Below are 19216 nucleotides of genomic sequence, written 5' to 3'. Positions count from 1 at the left end.
ATGATTGTAATAAATATATCAATTACATATTTTGAAAAAAACAAAAGTGGTTTTTATGAAAAAATTCATCGCCCTGGCAGTCATTTTACTCGTGTTTGCTCAAAAAGTCTACTCACAGGAATTGGATGCTACCGTTAATGTAACTTATGAACAGTTGCCTGTAGCTGCAAAAGACAGATTGATTAATTTTGCGACCCAGGTAAGGGATTATTTGAATAATAACAAATTTACACGGCAGAACTGGGAAGGAGATAAAATTAAATGCAATTTCAATATTTTCTTTACCGGCTCGTCGGATGAACTCTCCTACAGTGCTCAGATCGTTGTCGCCAGTCAGCGCGTCATTGAAGGAACTCCCCGAAGCTCACTTATGCTGAATATTATGGATAACGGCTGGAACTTTAAGTACGAAAGAAATCAGGCAATGTATTTTAATCAGACAGATTTCGATCCTCTAACCAGTCTGCTCGATTACTACGCTTATATTATAATCGGTTTCGATCTCGACTCCTATTATCGCCTCGGAGGTTCCGAATATTTCTCTAAAGCTCTCGATCTTTGTGTGAGAGGCGCCAGCAGCGCTTTCTCGGAAGGATGGCAGACTAAAAGTACAGCCTACAACCGCCGAGGGCTTGCCGAAAACCTTCTTAATGCAAAGTATCAGCAGCTACGCCAGGATATTTTTGATTATCACTACAACGGGTTGGATATATTTCATTCGCCTGAAACTAAAGCTGAAGCACAGACTAATATTATAAAACTGATTCTGAATCTTGAAAAAGCAAAGGAACAGATCGATCCCAGAAGTGTATTTCTTAAAGTTTTCTTCGATGCCAAGGCGGGCGAGTTTGTTGAGTATCTGAAGGATTATTCCGATAAGAATATTTTTAATATCCTAAAGAAGATCGACGCTTCGCATATTTCAAAATATGACGAGGCATTTAAATAGTTTTCTGGTTAATCTGAGCGGTTAGACAGGTATTTCGTAGATCCGGTATTTCTTGTAGATCTCGCCGTTCATCGTCTCGGCACCTCGGTTCATCATATCGTTATCTTCAAGAATCCAGCTAGCTTCGCCAAGAAAAATCCCATTCATTGCGGCACGTTGAACAATTTCCCAGTAAAAAACCGCATCCAGACCCCGTTTCTGATATTCGGGAATTATCCCGAGAGTTAGGATCCTTGACCATTTAATTTTTTTCTTCTGAGTTAGGAGTTTAATTATACCGAACGGAAATAGTCTTCCGTTCATCTGTTTAAAAATATAATTGTAATCAGGCAATACTAATGCGAAACCTACTATCTTATTGTCAATTTCTCCAAAAAGCAGAAGAGAGGGTTCAACAAGCGGTTTCAATTCTTTAGCCATGACATCAATCTCTGGATCTGTCATCGGCACAAATCCCCAGTTTGGAGCCCAGGCATTGTTGTAGACAAATTTTATTTTTTCAATTTCTCTTTTAAAATCCTTCATAATGATCGGGGAAATTTTAATTCCTGATCTCTTCTGTGCAATTTCAGCAACGCGTCTCAGTTTATCTGAACCCGTTACTTTTTGATTTTCGAGCTTATATGCATAAAGATCCTTTGCCTTCTTTAAACCGTAATTCTCACAAAGTAACGGATAGTATCTTGGATTATAACTCATCAGAATACGGGGCTCGTCATCAAATCCCTCAATCAACATTCCGTATTCATCGTTGGAGGAAGGATTTGCCGGCCCGCGCATATCGGTCAAGCCTCTCATTTTCAGCCAGTTTCTTGCTGCATCAAAAAGGGAGTCGGCTACCGACTGGTCATTAATCGATTCAAAAAATCCGAAAAATCCGACTTTATCATTATGATATTTATTATGAAGATCGTTTTTAATAGCTGCAATTCTACCCACCGGTTTACCGTTTCGTCTGGCAATAAAAAACTCAGCTTCAGCATGCTGGTAGAATGGGTGGTTGTTTCTATCAAGGATTTTTTTTCTGTCGTAAATAAGAGGCGGAACCCAATACTTGTCGTCTTTATAAATCTGCCAGGGGAATTTGATGAATTCAAGTAGATCTTTTCTTGAGGATACTGTTTCGATATGAACTTTATCCATAAGTCCTTTTTGAGGGGGCAGATCTTCAAGTGATCTGCCCGCGGAATATTTATTGGATCAGACCGAGTTCTTTACCGATCTTTTTAAATGTATCGATAATATAATCGAGATGCTCATCTTCATGTGTAGACATGTAGGATGTTCTCATCATTTGTCTTCCCTGCGGTACTCCGGGAGATATGAATACATTGACAAAAATCCCTGATTCATATAGCATTTTCCACATCGTAAATGCAAGTTGGTCGTCACCAACAATTACTGGAACAATTGCAGTCCTTCCGTCCGGTACATTGAAACCGGCAGCTTGCAGCTCGTTTCTTACTTTTGCGGCATTTCTGATCAATTTATCAACACGCCAGGGTTCCTGTTCCAATATATCAAGAGCGGCAAGAGCTGCGGCAACGGAAGCTGGAGTTGGCGATGCGCTGAAAATAAGTGCAGGTGAATGATGTTTAAGATAATTTATAACCCTTTCAGGTCCTGCAACAAAACCGCCTAAAGATGCAAATGTTTTGCTGAAGGTTCCCATCGTCAGATCGACTTCTTTTTCTAAATTGAATTCGCTTGCGGTGCCTCTTCCTCCTTTGCCGATTACTCCGACTGAATGAGCATCGTCAATCAGGATTCTTGCATTGTATTTTTTTGCAAGAGCAACGAGATGAGGAAGGTCCACAATTCCTCCGCCGGTACTGAAAACACCGTCACTCACAACTAACTTTCCGGCATCGATCGGAATCTTTTTTAGAACCCGCTCAAGGTCGTTAAGATCCATATGTTTGTACCTTTCGAGACTCGCTGTTGCTCCCTTGGCCATAATTTGTCCGGCCACAATACATGCATGATTATCGCGGTCTGAAATAACATATTCACCTCTTTGCACAAGAGTAGGAATAATTCCCTGCGCAGTCTGATACCCGGTACTGTATAGTAGAACGGATTCAGCACTGAAAAATTTTGCAAGTCTTTCCTCAAGTTCAATATGAAGATCAAGTGTTCCCGTTAAATACCTTGAACCCGAGCATCCTGTCCCGTACTTCTCAATTGCTTTTAATGCGGCTTCCTTTACTTTCGGGTGAGCAGTCAATCCCAGATAATTATTTGAACCGGCCATTACAATTTTACGTCCTTCTATCTGAACAACCGGACCTTCATTTTCTTCGATTGGTCGGAAATATGGATAAACTCCCAGAGCTTTTATATCATCAGCCCGTGTAAATTCATGACATTTATTGAATAAGTCCAATAGCCCTCCGGATTATTTTTCGTCCTTAATTTTTTATATCTTAATGAAAATTATTTAGCAGGTTTTGTAAATAACCTTAACAATATAAACAAAATATCTAATTTAATAGTAATATGAATCCAAAAATTATTTCTGTTGTTACTGGGGCCTCAGGTTTTGTAGGAAGTCATCTCGTCGATAAACTCCTTGAACAGGGTCACCATGTTAAATGCATTTTAAGGAAAACAAGTTCAAAAAAATGGCTGCAAGGTAAGAATGTTGAAATTATCGACTGCGGACTTTTTGATAAGGAATCTCTTAAAGAAGTTCTTAAAGATGCTAACTACCTTTATCATGTTGCGGGTGTAGTAAAGGCAAAAACTAATGAAGAGTATATTAAAGGAAACGTGGAAGCTACCCGAACTCTTCTGCAGGCCCTTGTAGAAATTAATCCCGGTATAAAACGGGTACTGATAGTAAGCAGTCAGACAGCATGCGGCCCGTCTCTCGACGGTAAACCTTGTACGGAAACAACAAAGGAGCATCCGATTACACGTTACGGAAATAGCAAATATTCTCAGGAACTGCTAGCCCGTTCTTTTATGGATCGACTTCCAATAAGTATTGTACGCGCTGTTGCAGTTTACGGTCCGAGAGATACGGAAATCTATCTTGTATTTAAGACTTATCAGAATGGTTTTATGGGATTGATCGGATTCAACAAGAAGCTCGTTAATCTTATCCATGTAAAGGACCTTGTGGACGGAATGGTTCTGGCTGCTGAAAGTGATAGGGGAATTGGACAGACTTATTTTATCGGTTCCCAGGAGTACTACGATTGGATTCAAATAGGAAATGTAATTTCAAAAGCTATGGATAGAAAGGCTCTGATTATTCGTGTACCCCACTTTTTAGTTTTTACAGTTGCTGCATTTGCGGAATTTTTCTCCCTATTCAGCTCTAAAGCTGCCACTTTTAACATTGAGAAAGCCAGAGACTTCGTTCAGCAATACTGGACCTGTGATGTTACCAAAGCTGTGAACGAAATCGGATTCCGTCAGAATATTTCTCTGGAAGACGGAATTAAGCAGACTGTCGATTGGTACCGCGAAGTAAAATGGCTTTGATTCAGTCTCCTTGAACTGTAATAAAGATGGGATTCGCATTGATCGCAATCTGAATTACCGAATCCACCGGCCGCCACCGCTACTCCGGTTATCTTTGATATCTGGTTTGAAATACGGCACTCCAGGAATTTTTTCTTTTTCAATAAAATGAAGATTCGTTTAATTTCTGCCGACTTGTATGCGGTCAGGTGATCGATGTGCCAGTGCTTTTTTTTCTTTTTCCTTAGATGCCTTTCAATTCGTTGCTTCAGATTCTTTTGAGCGCTTCCCGTATAGTAATAATATCCGGATTTGAAGATGCGTCCGGCATATTTTTTTATCCCAATTGAAAAGCTCGATGGGGCATAGATTTCCAAAATATATACGCCTGAATTATCAATTGTTTTTTGCACCTTCTTTAATCCAGGTTCTTATTCCGGTTATCTGATTTTTTGTTAATGGTCTGTATCCGATAGGAGGCATCGGAAAAGCGCTTTTAGCTTCGATTGACCAGATGAGTTTACTGTTATCCGGTAATCCGGGTGCTACTACTAGGAAATCTGAAGTAGCTTCTGCGTGGTTTATAAGGCTGAGCCCTCCGGCTCTATCGATTGAATTGTGGCATCCGGCATTATTGCATCTGGCATTAAAGACCGGCTGAATATACTGATTGAAGCTGACATTGCTCGAAGGAATTGTTATCGAGTCCAAATCCTCCTGATTTATTGTATCGTCACAGTTATTAAAAATCATCAATGATATAATAAAAGAAAATATGATTAATATTCTATTCTTCATATTCTGTTTGGAATAATTAGCTCCATTTTTATGTCAAACATAAAAAGAATTTACCTATATCACTAATCCAAATCTTTTTTCACTTAAATAATTATTTTATCTTTCACCGGTATATTCAATAAAGGTATCAGATATGAAATCAATAAAAATTCTTTTAACCGTTTTATTTATCTTTTGCCTTTCATCATTATTAATGGCTCAGGATCTTCTTCAGTCGGGACCTATGGTGGGTTATTCTTCAATGCGTGAGGTTGGCCTCTGGGTACAGACCAGCTCTGCGGCCAAAGTAAAATTTGCCTATTGGAATATTAATTCACCGAAGAAAAAATATTTTACCGACGAATTTTCAACAACCAAAACAAACTGGTTTACTGCAAAATTAATTGCAGATCAGCTTGAACCGGGTCAAAAGTATAATTATCAATTGTATATAAACGGTAAACCCGTTAAGAGAAATTACGACTTGAAGTTCCAGACACAAAAACTCTGGCAGTGGCGTGAGAATCCACCGGATTTCAGTTTTGCAACCGGAAGCTGTTTCTACGTTAATGAAACTGTGTATGATAGACCGGGAAGGCCATACGGCAGCGATTATCAGATTATGACGAGCATCTATAAAAAAAATCCAGACTTCATGATCTGGCTGGGAGATAATTTCTATCTGAGAGAAGTTGATTGGGACTCCTGGACTGGAATTCTAAAGCGTATAACTCATACGCGTTCTTTGCCGGAGTTACAACCTGTTCTCGGCTCGATGCACCATTATGCGATATGGGACGATCACGATTTCGGTCCTAATGACAGCGACAGGGGATACTATCTTAAAGAGAAAACACTCGATGCCAATAAATTATTCTGGGGTAATCCTACATTCGGATTTAGCGGAAAAGAATCGATGACTACTTATTTCCAGTGGGGAGATGTCGATTTTTTCCTTCTGGACGGGAGATATTTCAGAACACCAAACAACCGTAAAACCGGTAATAGAGAACTCTTGGGGGATGAACAAATTCGATGGCTAATTGATAATCTGATTTCTAGCAGAGCACCATTTAAGATAATTGCTGTTGGAGGACAGGTTCTAAATCCTGTTGACGATAAACCGTTTCTCGAAACATATGATAAATATCCGGAGGAGAAAGCGAAATTGATGGCCCTTCTGGAGGATGAGAAAATTGAAGGAGTGGTTTTCTTAACAGGTGATAGACATCATTCCGAGCTTACAAAACTGCCTAGAGAAAATTCTTACCCGCTTTACGATTTTACAATTTCCTCTTTAACTGCAGGAGTATCGCCGGGTAAAGATGAAAAGAATTTCCTTAGAGTACCGGGTACTCTGGCTGACCAGCATAACTTTGCGGTATTCGGTTTTTCTGGTCAATCGAAAAACCGTCTTCTCAAATGCACAGTATATGATTCAGACGGAAAAGAACTCTGGAACTATTCTATTAATGAAAATGAATTGAAGTATAAAAAGTAATAAGAATGATCCCGCTTTAAGCGGGATCGATGGTGGAGCTAAGCGGGATCGAACCGCTGACCTCTTGAATGCCATTCAAGTTAAAACTTCATTTTTGAGCTATTTTCAAGGCGTTTTGAGGCATTGTGCCCTCAAGTGTGCCCGAAATTACATCGTTTATTCGATTTCCCAGCCGCATATAGTCTGCCTCTAAATAGTACTTCTGTGTGGTCCTGATATCTCTGTGCCGCGCTAATTTTTGAATATCGAATAACGACATACCCGAGTTTGCAAGTCTTGAAAGAAATGTTTTCCTCAGTTCATGTATAGTGTAATGTTCTAATTTTTCTCTATTTAAAAACCTTCCGAAGAACTTTAACGAATTGCGGTCTTTATACTTAATTACTTTCCCCGATTGATTTGAAAAACTTAATAAAAAATCCCGTAGCTCCTTATATAGCGGAAACTGATCAACTCGTTTTCCTTTATTGTTCTTTACATAGATGATATTTCTTCTGTAGTCTATATCCTCATGTTCAAATCTTATTAATTCGCTTACTCGAAAACCCGTCATCATAAATAACCTGATAACTCTGTACTGTTCTTCGTTATGCTTTTTAAGTAAGTACAGAATCAACTCCAATTCATCTTTCGATATTACTATTATCTTCTTTTCGCTCCGTTCCAATCGCGGGAAAGGATTTTCTTCTATTATTCTCTGTCTTACATAAAATTCAAAAATTATTCTAAGATGCCTGAAAATTATTTCTATAGTACTCTTTGCAAGTTTTTCTTGATTTTTCTTTTTGTAGTACTGCAGTTCATTATAAAAATTCTTAACTGCATCCTCATTTATTTTTTTTACTTCTATATTACCCAAAAAATCAATTAGTTTGTCATAACAATATTTATACAAATTGATTAACTGACTGGATCTATTCTCCTTCGTTTTCTCAAAATCCTTATAAGCCTCGCTTAAAGTTTTCTTCTTAACCTTTTTGATAAGCGGATGAATTCCGTTTAAGATATCGGCTTCCTTCTGCAGTTTGATTTTCTTGGCGAGTATTCTGTTTTCGCGAGTGTCTTTTAATCCGAGTGATTCTCTGTAGCGTTTTCCGTAGACTGAGTATGTGAGCCAGATTACCCCGTTCCTTTTATATATTTCAGCCATTCCGGCTCTTCCCCCTTTTTCTTACTCTCTTCTATTTGTCTGTCCTTCTCCTCAAGTAACTTTTCCAGTCTGTTTATTATCTCATCTTTTGCTCTAATGATTTCTGCCATCTGCTTAATTATTTCTCCTTCATACTTTTTATCCACTTCTCAACCCCCAGCTTCTTTTTGTAATCTTCAATAATCTTATCCTGGTATTCAATAATCGATAGCAGCTTCTCCACTACTTTTTCTTTCTCTGCAATAATATTTTTGTAATTATTTATAATTTCCGACTTATCATTTTCATTATTCTCAACTTCATCTATTTTTTTATTCTCGTCTTCTATAATCCCTTTATTTATTAATATCGCCTGGAATTTTTTCGTCGGCTTCCTGATCCATCTGCTGACCTGAGAAGGATCTACGCCTAATTCCTCGGCAAAGTCACATAACCGTTTGTACCTCGCAAGTATGCTTTTTTTTACTTTTTCTGAGTCCACGGGTAACCTTTCTTAACATATTGACAATATTATTGTCAATTATTGACATTTATTAACACATTATTTATATTTAATTAACTTATTTTCACATTATCAAATTAACATATTTACATTTTAATGTCAAGTAAAATCATTTACAAGGACATCTCCCTCCCCAAACTCATCCTTTCTATCAGCGAAGCCTCCAGAATAACCAATATCGACCGGTCTATTATCCGAACATTGATTAAATCCGGTGAGATTGATGTGTTTGTCTGTCCCGGCAGAATACATAAGAAAATCTTTGCCCCTTCCCTTATCGATTTTATAAACAGAAATTCACTCACTATGAATACATTAGATGAGGTCCTGAAATGAAATCTAATACCAAACTAGTTCATATCGATCCGGTCACCCACGGCAAATTAAAAAAATATGTCCTTAACCTTCAGCTTAAAGGTATCCGTACAACAGTCTCAATCGAAGCTAATACGGCTATCCTTAATCATATTTCTAAATTGCTGAATGAAAAATAATATCGAGTATTATTGCCACTATTCTAATTCTCATAATCATCCTAAGTTCAAACTCCTCCGACTCAAATACGGCTGGGCGGGAGAGGGGAGATTTTGGGCGCTCAATAATATTATCGCCGGGTCCGATAACTGCATCCTCAACCTAAACAAAAAATATGTCGTTGCCTCCGTTTCGTCAGATCTGGGAATGAGCATAGAAGAGTTTCAGGAGTTTGTTTCCTACCTGTCGAAAGAATGTGAATTGTTGATCGATATCGATGGGAATGTTTCTACGGAGAATGTCCGCGAAACTTTTAAGGAGGTTATGAAACAGCGTGTCCGCAATAAGGAAAACCGCGAAAAAGCCCTCTTAAGCAAAAACGAACTGAAGCTTATTAGACCAACCTGATCTCTCGTTATAAAAAAACCTGTTCCGAACACGTTCTTTTTAACAAAGAAAGAAAGAGAGAAAGAAATAAAAGAAATAATATTACTGTGGACAACTCAACAATATAAATATAACATCGAGTTGGACATCCCGCTGTTTTTTAGCGGGATGGATAATGAACCAAATCAAAAATAATATGGAGTTGGACATCCCGATTTCTTCTATCAAGATGGATGATGAAACAATTTTAATATAATTTGTATTTGTCCATCCACTCGCATTTATTAACGAAGTGAAATTATTTAGGTTATTCTTTCATTTTTATCGAACTTTAATTAATTTCTATAAAGTAATACTGTATTATCCTATTAAAATTTCAAACAATCTATGAATAAACTTACCCTAAATAAGCTTGAAAATATTTTAGAAGAAATTTGCGAATCTCTCCGTGGCAACATGGACGCTTCCGAGTTCAAAGAATATGTTATCGCGGTTCTATTTCTAAAACGAATAAATGATAAATTTGACGAAGCGAGAAACATCAGAGAAAAATCATTCAGAGAAAGAGGCGCTTCTGAAGAACAAATTGAAGAAGCGGTTAAAGATCAACACGCTTATCAATTCTTTATTCCTGAACCTGCGCGTTGGGACCATATTAAAACTTTGCATGAAGAAATTGGTGATGGTCTTCGCATCGCTTTTGAGGCAATTGAGGAAACCAATCCCGATAAAATCGAGCAAGGCGTTTTATCAACAATCGACTTCAATAAACAAGTTGGAAAGAACAAACGTATCGGCGATTCCGATCTTAAAGTTCTCATTCATGAATTAAGCAAAGTTTCTTTTCAAGATTCTAATTTGGAGTTTCCGGATTTACTCGGTTCAGCTTATGAAATATTAATAAAATATTTTGCTGACTCTTCTGGTAAAAAAGGAGGCGAATTTTATACTCCTGGTGAAGTAGTAAACTTGCTGGTCAATATTGTTGAGCCTAAAGAAAATGATGAAATTTATGATCCAACCGTTGGTTCCGGCGGCTTTTTAATACAAGCATATAACTATGTTAAAAACAGGTATGGTATTGATAAGAACGTTAGTCTTTTCGGTCAAGAGAAAAACGGAACAACATGGTCTCTCTGCAAAATGAATTTTCTCTTTCATGATATTTATGACGCAAACATTCAAAATGGTGATACATTATTAAATCCTCTCCACATTGAGGGAGGTGTAACTCGTCGTTTTGATGTTGTGCTTGCTAATCCACCTTTCTCCCAGAATTGGACTACAGAAGGAATGCAGCATGCCGAACGCTTCAATTTCAAAATGCCTAAAAAAGGCAAATCCGATTTCATGTTCGTTCAACATATGATTCATTCTCTTAAAAGTAACGGGCGTTTAGCAGTAGTAATGCCAAATGGAGTTTTATTCCGTGGTGGTGAAGAAAAGAATATGCGCAATTGGCTTATCCAAAATGGTTTTCTTGAAGCTGTTGTTAGTTTACCTCCTGCTCTTTTCTATGGAACGGGAATTCCCGCTGCTTTCTTGGTAGTAAACATGAATGGAACTGGAGAAAGAAAGAATGTTTTACTTATCAACGCGGATAAAGAATTTAAAGAAGGAAAAGTTCAGAACAAGCTTAGACCAGAAGACATCGAAAAAATTACTTACGTCTATAAGAACAAAATTGAAATACCAAATTATTCCAAGTTAGTTTCTAAAGAAGAAATTGAACAAGAAGAATATATTCTGAATGTCCGCCGCTATGTAGATAATTCTCCACCGCCCGAACCGCACGATGTTAGATCTCATCTCCATGGAGGGATCCCAAAATCCGAAATTGAATCATTGAATCCTTACTTCGAAAACTATTCCGATCTCAAAGAGTCGCTTTTCATATGTCATTCTGGACCCGATTTATCAGGTGAAGAATCTCAATCCAATGAATATGAAAAGTATTATCAATTCAATAAATCTATTTCAGAAAAAGAACACATTAAAAAAATAATTGATGATTCAGACGCGATTAAAACTAAGCACCAGCAGTATTTCGATCTTATCGATTCTTGGTGGAACGAAAATCTTGAGCGTCTTGAAAAACTCCCCGTTAATAAAAACCTTTTTGAGTTAAGACAAATTTTTACTTCAAGCATTGCAGATCAAATGCTCTCTCTTAATATCCTCGATCTCTATCAATCACGTGGCTCGTTCGCTCATTTCTGGAATACAATTGCCGCAGATCTAAAATCCGTTGCTGCCAGTAATTGGAATCCGGAATTAATACCCGATAATGAAATTCTTGAATCTCAATTCCCTGAAGTATTACAAGAATTAAGGGAAAAAGAATTCCGCCGGGATGAAATTGAAGCTCTTTTTAAAGAAGTTAACGAACTCGAGGAAGGACAGTATAACGAAGATGATTATGAAGTATTTCCAAAGGATATTTTGATAGAGCATAAAGAGCGCATAAAAGAAAACGGCGCCAAGCAAAAAGCGCATGAAAAACAGATTAACAATCTTATCAAACGCTATAATGCCAACGCTAAAACGATATTAAAAGATATTGATAAAGAGAAAAAGGATGAACTAAAAATAAAAATAGACAAGCATGAATTTGGTATTAATGCTGAACTTGATTCTCTTCTAAAAGAGATTGAAGATTTAAAACCACTTGCCGCCGATTACGCAAAACGCAAAGCAGAAACCGAAAAACTTGTTGAACGGCATTATGAACTTGATAAAGAATTGAAAGAAGTACGGTTGGTAATCAAAGAGATAAGAAATAATAAAGAAAAAACCGTTGAACTTGCTCGCGAAAAAATAACACAAGAAGAAGCTAAAGTTTTAATACTTGCCCGTTGGAAAAGAACGCTAACAACAACAGTTGATGAATACCTTAAGCAATACCAGCGTAAATTCCTTTTTGTAATTGAAAACCTTTGGAATAAATACACAACTCCATTGCACACAATTCTTAACGAGCGCGATAAAGAAACCGAACAGCTCAACAAATTCTTATCCGAGTTGGGTTATGGTTCCTAATACTACAATTGGTGAAATAGCAAAAGTGAGGAGAGGAGCTTCACCAAGACCTATCGGTGATCCTAAATATTTTGGTGGTGAAGTCGGTTGGGTCAGAATTTCAGATGTAACCAAATCGCAAAAATATTTGAAGAAAACTGAACAATATGTATCCCCTTTAGGTGAGTCGCTGAGTGTTAGAGTTGGTCCTGGCGCTTTAATAATGTCAATTTGTGCAACCATTGGTAGACCCATAATTATTGATATGCCTGCATGTGTTCATGATGGATTCGTATTGTTCAATGATATTAAAAATACCGATATTGAATTTCTATATTATATACTTCAATTTCATGAAAAAGATTTTGAGGCAAAAGGACAACCCGGAACACAACTTAATCTTAATACGACAATTGTTGAAAACTTCAGAATATTTCATCCCATTGAAAACGAGCAACGCAAAATCGCTTCAATCCTGTCATCTATCGATTCAGTAATCTCCAAAACAGAAACTGCAATAGAAAAATATAAATCCATTAAACAAGGATTAATGCAAGACCTCTTTACTCGCGGTATAGATATTAAAACCGGTAAAATTCGCCAAACATACAACCAAGCACCAGAACTTTATAAACAAACAAAGCTTGGTTTTATTCCAAAAGAGTGGGAGATTGATACACTTAAGAATATTACAAATTTACTTACAGATGGTTCTCATAAAAGTCCTAAAACGAGCCCTTCTAATTATTTAATTGGCAATGTTAAGGATATGTTAGAAAATGATTTTAATTACGATAGTTGTACTCAAATAAGCAAAGAAGATTTTGATTTTTTGGTTACACAAAATTGCTCACCTCAAAAGGATGATGTTCTATTATCTAAGGATGGAACAATTGGTAAAATTATTCTCTTTAATGGCAACAGAAAGATCGTAGTATTGTCAAGTATTGCATTACTAAGATGTAATGAAAAAGTTAAACCACAATTTTTATACTCATATTTAAAGTCATTTTATTTTGATAGAGAATTATTAAAATTTAAGACTGGTAGTGCATTAACGCGTGTTGTCATTGATTCAATCAGAAAAATGAAAATTACATTTCCAAAAGACGTTTCAGAGCAAATAGAAATATATAATCATATCAACTCTATTGAGAATTATTTACTGGTTGAACAGAATACCGTAAAAAAATATAAATCTATTAAAACCGGACTGATGCAAGTTCTTTTAACCGGAAGAAAGCGCGTAAAAGTAGATTAACCCCGACTTTCAAGTCGGGGAGTTTTAGCAAACCCACAATCAATAATTGTGGTAATCTTGTCGCAAATATTTGCTAAATTTGCGACAAAAATGAGGCTCTATAATGCCGCAAAGCGTTGAATCGCAAATACTTACCAAAATTAAAAAAGCCAAGAGGGGCTCGCTCTTTTTTGCGGATAACTTCCTAACAATTGCTAACTCAAGAACCGCCGCAAAAGCTCTTGAAAGATTAACAAAATCTGGTGAACTCAAAAGAGTTGCTACCGGCATCTACACCCGCCCGCTTAAAGACCCGGTTATTGGTTTTGTAACTCCACAGGCAGAAACCGTAGCTAACACAATTGCGAAACGGGATAAAGCCCGCATCGTACCAACCGGAGCTTTTGCTCTTAATAAATTGGGCTTGTCCACTCAAGTTCCTCTTAATATGGTATACCTTACAGACGGCGCCGCGCGCAAAATTAAAATCGGTGGACGCACAATTACTTTCAAAAAAACCGCTCCTAAAAACCTCGCGGCAATCGGTCAAATAAGTAGTTTAGTTATTCAAGCCCTTCGTACAATTGGTAAAGATAAAGTTACCCAGCAAGAAGTAGAAAAAATTCTGCAGCTTCTTAAAGAGGAAAAAGTTACCCATCTTCAACATGATATAGGAACGGCACCCGAGTGGATTAGAAAGATATTTTTAATTGCTCTTAGAGAAAAATCAAATGAATGAAACTGCGGTGAAAAAATGGTTTGAACTTCAAGACGCTACTAAACAAAATATTTTTGTGGAGATTAGTAATAAATCTGGTTTGCCCGCTGCCGCGGTTGAAAAAGATTGGTGGGTTGTTCGAACACTCGACTTGGTTTTTAATATGGATGTAGCTCCTCATACTGTCTTCAAAGGAGGAACATCTTTAAGTAAAGCGTGGAAACTTATTGATCGGTTTTCTGAGGATATTGATCTGGCGCTTGATCGTAAATTTTTGGGCTTTGCTGAACAGCTGACTCAATCTCAAGTTAAAAAGCTTAGAGAACGCTCTTGCAGCTACATTGTTGACACATTTGCCCCGGCGCTAATCTCGGTTTATAAAGAAGCCGGTTTTCAAAGCCTGGAAATCAAAGTCGCGCCAACAACTTCAGACGATCAAGACCCTCTGATTATCGAGGTAAACTATCCAAGCGTTACGGAAACCTCGGAGTACATTTTGCCAAGAGTCTTAATTGAAATTGGAAGCCGCTCTTTAATAGAGCCAAATACTCAAAAATCTTTTTCATCCCTTGTTGGCGAATATTATAAAGAACAATCCTTTGCTGATGACGATATAACTATCCCGGCTGTGAACCCGGAACGAACATTCCTTGAAAAAATATTCCTATTGCATGAAGAGTTTCAAAAAACTCCCGATAAAATTCGTGTTGATAGATTAAGCCGGCATTTATACGACATTGAAAGAATAATGGATTCTGAATATGGTCAAATAGCGCTGTCCGATTCTAAATTATACAACCATATTGTTGAACATCGGAGCTCAATTACTCGTATTAGAGGAATAGACTATTCGAATCATGTCCCTTCCAAAATAAATTTTATTCCGCCCGATTCTTTAATAGAAGAATGGAAAAATGATTACAAGCTGATGCAAGAAAGTATGATTTATAAAGAATCTCTTCCTTTTGATAAACTTTTAGAAAGATTAATAACTCTAAAGACTAATATAAATCAACTAACTTTCTAGAGCTGTCTATGCCTGAATATCTCAACATTGAAAAACCATTTCTAAAAAAACTTTATCAAATTGGCTGGGAACCTGTAATCGATCAAGGTGAGGGAATTCCTCAAGACCCAAAATCAAGCGCACGCAAAACATTTAAGGATGTCATTCTTGCAGATATTTTTAAAGATTCAATTCGTAAAATTAACCTTACCGATGATGGTAAAGAATGGCTTACCCCGAATCACCTTGACCAATTGTTGAGAGGATTTACCGCTTTAACCGCGCCAAGTCTTTACGAAGCTAATAAACAAGCACATTATCTTTTACTTAAAGGAACAGTTAAAGAAAACCCAATAACTTGCATAAACACTCCTGTAAAATTTATTGATTTTAAAAATCCTCTTAACAATTCTTTTGTAGCGATCAACCAATTCCGCTTAGATACTCCCGGTTCTACTAAAAATCATATTCGTCCAGATATTGTCTTATTTGTCAATGGACTTCCGTTTGTGGTTATTGAGTGCAAAGATTTTGATTGCAGCGAACCTCTTTCTGAAGCTTTTGATCAAATACGCCGTTATGCAAATCTTAGAGATGATCGTTATGGCGTTAAGGAAGGAGAGGAACGTCTATTTCATACAAATTTATTTAGCATAATTACCCACGGAACGGAAGCGCGTTTTGGTTCAATTTCTGCCGATTTTGATTACTATTATAATTGGAAGGATATTTTCCCGGAAGAAAACAAAAAGTATTTTGATAAAGACATTAATGAAGAATTGGAACTCGAACTAAAACCGGAAGAGCGTCAAGATGTATTAATCCATGGTATGCTTAATAGAGAAGTTGTCATAGATATTTTAAAACACTTCACTGTATTTATGACAACCGACAGCGGGAAAGAAGTGAAAGTTGTTTGCCGCTACCAGCAATATCGCGCGGTTCATAAGATCATTCACAGAATTAGAACTCAACCAACTCCATTCGATCGATCCGGTGTTATTTGGCATACTCAAGGTTCTGGTAAATCATTAACCATGGTTTTCTTAATTCGCAGAATGCGTGCTTATGAAGACTTGAAAGAATACAAAGTTATTTTAATTAATGATAGAACCGATCTGGAGGAACAACTTAGTAAAACAGCCGATCTTACTGAAGAAAAAGTTACTGTAATAGAACATCGTGCTGATCTTGAAAAAGAATTAAGTCCGGCAATTCCAAATCTTAATATGGTTATGGTCCACAAATTTCTCGAAGAAAAAATCCGATATTCTTCAAGCTTGATGAAAGCTTACGTTGAGGAAGGAGTTGTTCCCGAATATGAATCTTTTGCAACAATCAGTGAATCGGATAAAATCATTTTACTCATTGATGAAGCTCATCGAACACAAGGCGGTATAATGAGCGAAAATATATTTGATGCCTTTCCTGAATCAACTAAAATCGCTTTCACTGGAACCCCACTTCTTACAGATAGGCACAAACTAAAAACGCACCAGCGTTTTAACAGCTTTATTGATACATATAAAATGAAAGATTCCGTTGATGATCGAGCGACACTTGATATACTTTATATTGGACGCACAAGTAAAGATCAGATACTTGATAAAAATATATTCCGTAATGAATTTGAGGATATGTTTAAGTCTAGAACAAAAGAAGAAAAAGAGGAGATCATTAGACGTTACGGGAACATGATTGCTTATCTCGAATCTGAAAAAAGAGTTATCAAAATTTCAGAAGATATAATTGAACATTATACAAGGGAAATATTACCAAATGGTTTCAAAGCGCAAGTTGTCGCGAGTTCAATAAAAGGAGCTGTTCTTTATAAATACGAAATTGAAAATGCTTTAAAGAAAAAAATAGATGCGGAAAAAGCAAAACCGGATGGTGAAAAGGATGATGAACTAATTAAACAAATGGAGTTTTGTAAAGTTGCGGCTTATGTTACACAAGTCAGTAATAATGAAGAAGCTTTCATAACTAAAGCAAGAAATGATGCTGCTGAATTAAAGGCAAAGGATAATTTTAAGAAAGATTTCAATTTTGAAAAACCGGACACCGGAGTTGCCATTTTATGTGTTTGCGATCGACTTCTTACTGGTTTCGATGCGCCAATTGAACAAGTCATGTATCTTGATAAAAATTTACGAGAACATGATTTATTACAAGCCGTCGCTAGGGTTAATCGTCCTAAAGGCGCTTTTAAAAAGAATGGAATTGTAGTTGATTATTATGGCGTTGCCGAACATTTAAGAGAAGCATTGGCTATTTACAATGATGATAAAGTAGATCAAAAGTCTCTCGATGATTTAAATGCATTCTTTCGTGATTTGAATAAAGAATTACCTGCTCTTGAAGCTCGCTATCAAAGATTAATTAAATTCTTCATTGAAAACGATGTTAAGGATATCGAAAAATTTGTTCAACAAAAAATTGATAATCAGTATTATGAATTTGAAGTAGCAGAAAAATGCATTGAACTTGCTGCTACCCCAAAGTTTAGAGCTGAACTTGATGTTTATCTTCGTCATTTCTTCTCAAGTCTGGATTTGCTTTTTAATGTCAAAGACGCCGATAAGTATTGGGTCCCCGCTAAAAGATTTGGTTACTTGCTTATTAGAATTAGAAACCGTTACAAAGATGAAACTATGGATTTAAAATGGGCTGGCGCTAAGGTTCGCAAGCTAATTGATAAATATTTAGTGTCATTTGGTATTGAAAGCAAAATTCCACCTGTAAGTTTGCTTTCCGAGGATTTTCCTAAAGAGGTGGCAAAGTTCGCGTTGAATCCAAAATCTAAAGCATCTGAAATGGAACATGCAATAAGAAAACACATTAAAGTCGAAATGGAGAAAGACCCTGCTCTTTTCATGAGCTTGGAAGAACGTCTTGATAATATTGTTAAAAATCACGCCGATGATTGGGATCGACAAGTATTAGAATTTGAAAAACTTCGTGATGATCTGAGACAAGGGAGAGAAAATGATAACAATTATGTATCTAAAGAAAAAGCTCCTTTCTTCGATCTAATGATCGCAATTACATATCAAACTGAAAAACCATCTGAAGAAGACTTAAAGAATATCGCTAGAATTACCGAAATAGTAATTAACCACATTCTTTATGCTTTGAATGACCATAATCTTTGGCAGCATGATGCGGCAATTCATGAGTTGGAAGGAAAGGTTAAAGATGAACTAAAGTATTTTTCTGGGATAGAATCAATTTCAAAGAAGCACGATGTAATTACAGCAGAACTTATTAAATTAGCAAGAAATCGAGAACAAGAATTACGAAGAATTAAAAATGCTTGATCAATTACAATTAACATTAACTCGTAGTGCTCGTAAAACACTTAGCATCTATATTGAACGCGATGGTTCAATTACTGTTCACGCGCCAAAGAATTTACCTTTGGCTAAAGTTGAAGAAGTTCTCAAGAAGAAAGAATATCGTATTTATAAGGTATGGACTGAACAAAGAATATTAAATGAATCTCATAGAAATAGAGAATTTGTAAGTGGCCAATCATTTCTTTACTTAGGTAGGAGTTATGCGTTAAAACTAATAGATACAATTGAAGAACCCCTTGTATTAAAAAACGGTCGTTTTTATTTAAGGAAATCAGAAAAGGTTAAAGCCAAAGAACACTTCGTGAATTTTTATAAAACAAATGGTTTCCCAAAAATCATAAAAAGAATTGAAGATTATAAAAAGAAGTTAGGAGTAAGCCCGAATAAAGTGAGAATCATAGATATTCAAAACCGTTGGGCTTCATGCACTCAAGAAGGTAATCTTAATTTTCATTGGAAATGTATAATGGCTCCTTACGCAGTGCTAAATTATATTGTTGTTCATGAACTGGTTCATTTGAAAATAAAAAATCATACTAAAGCATTTTGGAATGAAGTTGATAAACTAATCCCAAATTATTTAGATAAAGTTGATTGGCTCAAAAAGAACGGCGCCGGTATGGATTTGTAATTAGTATTACAATATTATAACAGTATATTTATT

General features: G+C 36.4%; 19 protein-coding genes. 12 read left to right on the top strand and 7 right to left on the bottom strand.

The features are described from left to right. Positions 1 to 55: 55 nt before the first annotated feature. A complete protein-coding gene (locus tag PLZ15_14790; protein ID HOI31010.1) occupies positions 56 to 949 on the top strand; it encodes a DUF4835 family protein in 894 nt (297 codons plus the stop codon). Positions 950 to 970: 21 nt separating this feature from the next. Here the strand turns inward: PLZ15_14790 and PLZ15_14785 are convergent, their stop codons facing one another. Beyond that, a complete protein-coding gene (locus PLZ15_14785) occupies positions 971 to 2092 on the bottom strand; it encodes a hypothetical protein (GenBank protein HOI31009.1) in 1122 nt (373 codons plus the stop codon). Positions 2093 to 2141: 49 nt separating this feature from the next. Beyond that, positions 2142 to 3335: a pyridoxal phosphate-dependent aminotransferase family protein gene (locus tag PLZ15_14780; protein HOI31008.1), complete on the bottom strand. Its 1194-nt coding sequence runs from the start codon at positions 3333 to 3335 to the stop codon at positions 2142 to 2144. A 113-nt stretch (positions 3336 to 3448) separates the two neighbouring features. On the opposite strand from PLZ15_14780, the gene PLZ15_14775 reads away from it, so the two are divergent. After that, positions 3449 to 4441: an NAD(P)-dependent oxidoreductase gene (locus tag PLZ15_14775; protein ID HOI31007.1), complete on the top strand. Its 993-nt coding sequence runs from the start codon at positions 3449 to 3451 to the stop codon at positions 4439 to 4441. Here the strand turns inward: PLZ15_14775 and PLZ15_14770 are convergent. Next, on the bottom strand, positions 4372 to 4797 hold the full coding sequence (locus PLZ15_14770; GenBank protein HOI31006.1) for a DUF123 domain-containing protein: 426 nt from the start codon (positions 4795 to 4797) through the stop codon (positions 4372 to 4374). The two genes, PLZ15_14775 and PLZ15_14770, sit on opposite strands and share 70 nt — an antisense overlap. A 19-nt stretch (positions 4798 to 4816) precedes the next feature. After that, entirely contained in the window at positions 4817 to 5131 is a 315-nt protein-coding gene (locus PLZ15_14765; protein HOI31005.1) for a hypothetical protein, read from the bottom strand. Positions 5132 to 5351: 220 nt separating this feature from the next. On the opposite strand from PLZ15_14765, the gene PLZ15_14760 reads away from it, so the two are divergent. Then, positions 5352 to 6698, top strand: coding sequence for an alkaline phosphatase D family protein (locus PLZ15_14760; protein HOI31004.1), 1347 nt, complete (start codon positions 5352 to 5354; stop codon positions 6696 to 6698). Between the two features lie 88 nt (positions 6699 to 6786). Here PLZ15_14760 and PLZ15_14755 read toward each other — a convergent pair whose 3' ends face one another. Genes PLZ15_14755 through PLZ15_14745 form a run of 3 tightly spaced genes read right to left on the bottom strand, consistent with a single transcriptional unit; the run spans position 6787 to position 8329 of the window. After that, a complete protein-coding gene (locus tag PLZ15_14755) occupies positions 6787 to 7848 on the bottom strand; it encodes a tyrosine-type recombinase/integrase (GenBank protein ID HOI31003.1) in 1062 nt (353 codons plus the stop codon). After that, positions 7818 to 7994, bottom strand: coding sequence for a hypothetical protein (locus PLZ15_14750; GenBank protein HOI31002.1), 177 nt, complete (start codon positions 7992 to 7994; stop codon positions 7818 to 7820). Before PLZ15_14750 ends, PLZ15_14755 begins: the two co-directional genes overlap by 31 nt. Further along, the gene (locus PLZ15_14745; protein ID HOI31001.1) at positions 7967 to 8329 is read right to left on the bottom strand and encodes a hypothetical protein; all 363 of its coding nucleotides are present in this window, start codon (positions 8327 to 8329) and stop codon (positions 7967 to 7969) included. The genes PLZ15_14750 and PLZ15_14745 overlap by 28 nt, the downstream gene beginning before the upstream one ends. 117 nt (positions 8330 to 8446) lie before the next feature. Here PLZ15_14745 and PLZ15_14740 point away from each other — a divergent pair, with 117 nt between their 5' ends. The 9 genes from PLZ15_14740 (at position 8447) to PLZ15_14700 (ending at position 19183) form a co-directional block, all read left to right on the top strand. Further along, on the top strand, positions 8447 to 8686 hold the full coding sequence (locus PLZ15_14740) for a hypothetical protein (GenBank protein ID HOI31000.1): 240 nt from the start codon (positions 8447 to 8449) through the stop codon (positions 8684 to 8686). Beyond that, positions 8683 to 8844: a hypothetical protein gene (locus PLZ15_14735; protein HOI30999.1), complete on the top strand. Its 162-nt coding sequence runs from the start codon at positions 8683 to 8685 to the stop codon at positions 8842 to 8844. Before PLZ15_14740 ends, PLZ15_14735 begins: the two co-directional genes overlap by 4 nt. Continuing rightward, on the top strand, positions 8834 to 9232 hold the full coding sequence (locus PLZ15_14730) for a DUF4373 domain-containing protein (protein HOI30998.1): 399 nt from the start codon (positions 8834 to 8836) through the stop codon (positions 9230 to 9232). The genes PLZ15_14735 and PLZ15_14730 overlap by 11 nt, the downstream gene beginning before the upstream one ends. A 366-nt stretch (positions 9233 to 9598) precedes the next feature. Further along, positions 9599 to 12250, top strand: a complete 2652-nt coding sequence (locus PLZ15_14725) for a type I restriction-modification system subunit M (protein HOI30997.1) — start codon at positions 9599 to 9601, stop codon at positions 12248 to 12250. Further along, the gene (locus PLZ15_14720) at positions 12240 to 13490 is read left to right on the top strand and encodes a restriction endonuclease subunit S (protein ID HOI30996.1); all 1251 of its coding nucleotides are present in this window, start codon (positions 12240 to 12242) and stop codon (positions 13488 to 13490) included. Before PLZ15_14725 ends, PLZ15_14720 begins: the two co-directional genes overlap by 11 nt. 103 nt (positions 13491 to 13593) lie before the next feature. Then, entirely contained in the window at positions 13594 to 14208 is a 615-nt protein-coding gene (locus PLZ15_14715; protein ID HOI30995.1) for a DUF6088 family protein, read from the top strand. Then, positions 14201 to 15214, top strand: coding sequence for a nucleotidyl transferase AbiEii/AbiGii toxin family protein (locus PLZ15_14710; GenBank protein HOI30994.1), 1014 nt, complete (start codon positions 14201 to 14203; stop codon positions 15212 to 15214). The genes PLZ15_14715 and PLZ15_14710 overlap by 8 nt, the downstream gene beginning before the upstream one ends. Positions 15215 to 15222: 8 nt before the next feature. Then, positions 15223 to 18513 carry an HsdR family type I site-specific deoxyribonuclease gene (locus PLZ15_14705; GenBank protein ID HOI30993.1) on the top strand — a complete coding sequence of 1097 codons (3291 nt, stop codon included), beginning with the start codon at positions 15223 to 15225 and terminating at the stop codon, positions 18511 to 18513. Next, positions 18506 to 19183: a SprT family zinc-dependent metalloprotease gene (locus PLZ15_14700; protein ID HOI30992.1), complete on the top strand. Its 678-nt coding sequence runs from the start codon at positions 18506 to 18508 to the stop codon at positions 19181 to 19183. The genes PLZ15_14705 and PLZ15_14700 overlap by 8 nt, the downstream gene beginning before the upstream one ends. Positions 19184 to 19216 lie beyond the last annotated feature (33 nt).

The sequence above is a fragment of the Melioribacteraceae bacterium genome (genome assembly GCA_035362835.1).
Classification (GTDB): domain Bacteria; phylum Bacteroidota; class Ignavibacteria; order Ignavibacteriales; family Melioribacteraceae; genus DSXH01.
Note: the sequence above shows the minus strand (reverse complement) of the source record. Positions and strands in the feature narration are given on the sequence as shown.

What these genes read in the sequence shown, in the direction of transcription:
- PLZ15_14710 (HOI30994.1), top strand. Translation starts at nt 14,201, where the DNA reads ATGAATGAAACTGCGGTGAAAAAATGGTTTGAACTTCAAGACGCTACT.
- PLZ15_14730 (HOI30998.1), top strand. Translation starts at nt 8,834, where the DNA reads ATGAAAAATAATATCGAGTATTATTGCCACTATTCTAATTCTCATAAT.
- PLZ15_14740 (HOI31000.1), top strand. Translation starts at nt 8,447, where the DNA reads ATGTCAAGTAAAATCATTTACAAGGACATCTCCCTCCCCAAACTCATC.
- PLZ15_14705 (HOI30993.1), top strand. Translation starts at nt 15,223, where the DNA reads ATGCCTGAATATCTCAACATTGAAAAACCATTTCTAAAAAAACTTTAT.
- PLZ15_14775 (HOI31007.1), top strand. Translation starts at nt 3,449, where the DNA reads ATGAATCCAAAAATTATTTCTGTTGTTACTGGGGCCTCAGGTTTTGTA.
- PLZ15_14725 (HOI30997.1), top strand. Translation starts at nt 9,599, where the DNA reads ATGAATAAACTTACCCTAAATAAGCTTGAAAATATTTTAGAAGAAATT.
- PLZ15_14720 (HOI30996.1), top strand. Translation starts at nt 12,240, where the DNA reads ATGGTTCCTAATACTACAATTGGTGAAATAGCAAAAGTGAGGAGAGGA.
- PLZ15_14755 (HOI31003.1), bottom strand. Translation starts at nt 7,848, where the DNA reads ATGGCTGAAATATATAAAAGGAACGGGGTAATCTGGCTCACATACTCA.
- PLZ15_14735 (HOI30999.1), top strand. Translation starts at nt 8,683, where the DNA reads ATGAAATCTAATACCAAACTAGTTCATATCGATCCGGTCACCCACGGC.
- PLZ15_14760 (HOI31004.1), top strand. Translation starts at nt 5,352, where the DNA reads ATGAAATCAATAAAAATTCTTTTAACCGTTTTATTTATCTTTTGCCTT.
- PLZ15_14700 (HOI30992.1), top strand. Translation starts at nt 18,506, where the DNA reads ATGCTTGATCAATTACAATTAACATTAACTCGTAGTGCTCGTAAAACA.
- PLZ15_14790 (HOI31010.1), top strand. Translation starts at nt 56, where the DNA reads ATGAAAAAATTCATCGCCCTGGCAGTCATTTTACTCGTGTTTGCTCAA.
- PLZ15_14785 (HOI31009.1), bottom strand. Translation starts at nt 2,092, where the DNA reads ATGGATAAAGTTCATATCGAAACAGTATCCTCAAGAAAAGATCTACTT.
- PLZ15_14715 (HOI30995.1), top strand. Translation starts at nt 13,594, where the DNA reads ATGCCGCAAAGCGTTGAATCGCAAATACTTACCAAAATTAAAAAAGCC.